Annotated in this window: 4 protein-coding genes; all 4 read right to left on the minus strand. The window is 64.3% G+C overall.

Annotated features, from left to right (window positions below):
* The coding region (locus tag EOA49_RS31070; RefSeq protein ID WP_164749353.1) for a glycosyltransferase family 4 protein at window positions 1–786 on the minus strand (786 nt) is incomplete at its 3' end.
* A 93-nt stretch (window positions 787–879) separates the two neighbouring features.
* On the minus strand, window positions 880–1650 hold the full coding sequence (locus EOA49_RS31075; RefSeq protein ID WP_127239832.1) for an L-iditol 2-dehydrogenase: 771 nt from the start codon (window positions 1648–1650) through the stop codon (window positions 880–882).
* Window positions 1651–1690: 40 nt separating this feature from the next.
* Window positions 1691–2449, minus strand: coding sequence for a glucose 1-dehydrogenase (locus EOA49_RS31080; RefSeq protein ID WP_127243566.1), 759 nt, complete (start codon window positions 2447–2449; stop codon window positions 1691–1693).
* A gap of 40 nt (window positions 2450–2489) precedes the next feature.
* Window positions 2490–3218, minus strand: coding sequence for an SDR family oxidoreductase (locus EOA49_RS31085; RefSeq protein ID WP_127242049.1), 729 nt, complete (start codon window positions 3216–3218; stop codon window positions 2490–2492).
* Between the last annotated feature and the right edge of the window lie 91 nt (window positions 3219–3309).

A 3309-nucleotide genomic window follows, 5' to 3' on the forward strand; every position in this document is an offset into this window, starting at 1 on the left:
CGGCTCCGGCCAGTCGATGGGAAACAGCAGGCCCGCGGCATTGCCGAGAAACTCGGCCTTCTCGTGTTCCGCGATCTCGCCGATATAGTCGACCCGGTCGCCGTCGATGAGCGCCTCGATCTCGTCGTGAAAATAGGCGCGATCGTCATCGCCGATCTTGGCCGCCAGCTTAAGCTTCAAACCGGAACGCCGCGCGATCTCGATCGCTCGATCCGGGCGCTTGTCGCGAGACAGCCGGCCCAGGAAAGCCAAATAGGGTTCCTCGGCCGAGGGATTGTACGTGGGCTGATACGCATCGACCGGAATCCCGTGATGGATCGTCGCCAGCCAGTTGGCGTCGGGCAATCCGCGCTTCTGGCTGTGCGAGATGGAGATCATCGGAAAGCGCGGGAAGCGCTTGTAGGCCGGCGCCAGGTCGACATAGTCGAGCCGGCCATGCGGGGTCGTCACCGTTCGCCCCGCCATATGTTCGAAGAATGGAAAATGCACGAAATGGCTGAGATGGAAGTGTATGACGTCGAACTCGTCCGCCCGCTCGCGCACCTGGCAAAGCATCGCCATATGCGCCGCAATCTCGGACTTTTTCGGCCGCGGATCGAGACGGATCGCCTGGTCGCGACCGGGCACCAGCCGCGCCGAGGTCTCACTGTCGCCGCTGGCGAACAGGGTCACTTCGTGCCCGACTTCCACCAGCGCTTCGGTGAGATAGGACACGATCCGCTCGGTGCCGCCATATAGTTTCGGCGGCACGGATTCATAGAGCGGCGCGACATGAGCGATGCGCATGGTTCCCTCAAATGGTTGATGGGAACCAAAATGCGTCAGCCGCCAGATCGTTCCTGCCCGATTGTCGCAGGCGGGGCCTCGAGCTTCGGCCAATCAACTCATCCAGTTGCCGCCGTCCACATTGAGCGTCTGCGCCACGACGTAGTCGGCCTCGCTCGATGCCAGGAAGACAGCCGCACCCCGGTAATCGTCGGGATCGCCCATGCGCCCCGCCGGCACCGCCAGCCCGACCTGCCGCTTCTTCTCGCCGATCGGCAGGTTCTCGTAGCGCGCGAACAGGGCGTCGACCTGGTCCCACATCGGTGTGTCGACCACACCAGGCGCGATGCCGTTGACGTTGATGCCGTGCTTGATCAGTGCAAGGCCGGCCGATTGCGTGATGCTGATTACGGCGGCCTTGGTGGCGCAATAGACGGCGACCAGCGCCTCGCCGCGCCGTCCCGCCTGCGAGGCCATGTTGATGATCTTCCCCTTGCGCCCTTGGGCGACCATGCGCTTGGCCACCGCCTGCAGCGTAAACAACAGCCCTTTCACATTGACCGAGAACTGCAGGTCGAAGCTCTTCTCCGAAATCTCGAGAAGCGGCCCCATGTCGAAGACGGCGGCATTGTTGACCAATATGTCGATCCCGCCATGCGTCCTCGTCACCGAAGCGACCATCGCCTCGATCGAGGCGAGGTCGCGCACGTCGAGTTGCAGAGCGGTAGCTTTGCCTTCGAGCTCGCGCGCAAGCGCTTCCGCCTTGTCTAGTGCCATATCGGCGATCACGACATGGGCGCCTTCGGCGGCGAAACCGCGCACGATGGCTGCGCCGATGCCTTGCGCGCCGCCAGTGACGACGGCGACCTTGTCCTTGAGTTTCATCGCAATTCTCCTGTCTCAGCGCCCTAAGCTCAGCGCCATCTCAGCGTGTGGTATAGCCGCCGTCGATGACCAGCACCTCGCCGGTCACGTAGCTTGAGGCGGGAGAGCACAGGAAAAGTGCGGCCGCCGCAACTTCTTCCGGCTGGCCGACGCGGCCCATCGGCGTCATGCCGCGCCAGATCGGGAACCATTCCGGATTCTCGATGCCGCCGCGCGAAAGGTCCGTTTCGATATAGCCGGGCGCGACGGCGTTGACGCGGATGTTATCGGCCGCCACCTCGCTGGCGAGGCTCTTGGTCATCATGTGCACCGCCGCCTTGGAACTGCTATAGGCAACCTGGTTCTGGGGAATGTTGGAGACGATGCCGGAAATCGAGCCGACATTGAGGATCGCGCCGCCTCCCTGGCGCCGCATCGGCGCCAGCGCCGCCCTGCAGCAGCGGAAGACGGCATCGACATTGATCGCCATCGTCTGCCGCCAGATGTCCTCCGGATAGTCGCCGCTGTCGCCATGGATGGCGATGCCGGCGCTATTGACCAGGATGTCGAGGCGGCCGGCCTTGGCGAGCGTGTCGGCGACCAGCCTGTCCGGCGCTTTCTCGTCCAGCATCTCGGCGGCGTGAAAGTCGAAGGCGAGGCCCGCGAGTTCCTGCCGCGCATCATCCTTCATCGTCCGGCCCGCAACGACGACGCGTGCGCCGGCTTCGCCGAGCGCCTTCGCGATGGCGAGGCCGATGCCGCGCGTGCCGCCGGTCACCAGCGCGACATTGTCGTCCAGTCGGAAGCGGTCGAGGATCATGGCGGCGGTTCCGTTCTGCGAAGGCCGGTCGGCAAGCCGCTCAGATGTCCACGCTCTGCGGCAGGATGACGAGGTCGCGAATGGTGATGTTGCGCGGTCGCGTCAGCATGAACAGCACGGCGTCCGCCACTTCCTTCGCCTCCATCAGGCTGCCGGCGGCGAGCGCTTCTTCCATCTTGGCCTTTGGCCAGTCGCTGAGCAGCGCCGTCACCACCGGACCGGGAGCGACTGCACCGACGCGAATGCCGTGCTTCAGCACCTGGCGCCGGACCGTATGGACGAATGCCTGCACGGCGAATTTCGAGGCGGTGTAGATCGGCTCCCAGACCACGGGAACGAAGCCGGCCACCGAACTGGTGACGATGATATCGCCCTTCTTCCGCTCGATCATATGCGGCAGCACGGCGTGCACCGTGCGGAACACGGCGTTGACGTTGAGGTTGAGCATCCTATCCCACTGATCGGGGTCGCCCGATGCCACCTCCCCGCCGACATAGGCGCCGGCATTGGCATGGAAGATGTCGAGTTGGCCCGCTCTTTCGAGGATCTCGGGCATCATGCGGTTGACGCTCGCCGGATCGAGCAGGTCGGTGACAACCGCATAAGCATTGTCGCCGAGCTCCGCGACAAGTTTCTGAAGCCGGTCCTCGGCCCGGTCGACAAGGACGACCTTCGCGCCGGCTGCGAGCATGGTGCGGGCGCATTCCAACCCGATGCCCGAGGCAGCGCCAGTGATTGCGGCAACCTTGCCGGAAAGACTTTCAGACATTGCGATCCTCTTCGATAGGCCGTCAGGCGCGGCCGTGTGAGACACGCGAGCGGCGGGCGAGAGAATCGACGATGACCGCGATCGCCAGCAC

This window comes from Mesorhizobium sp. M1A.F.Ca.IN.020.04.1.1, from assembly GCF_003997315.1.
Lineage (GTDB): Bacteria > Pseudomonadota > Alphaproteobacteria > Rhizobiales > Rhizobiaceae > Mesorhizobium.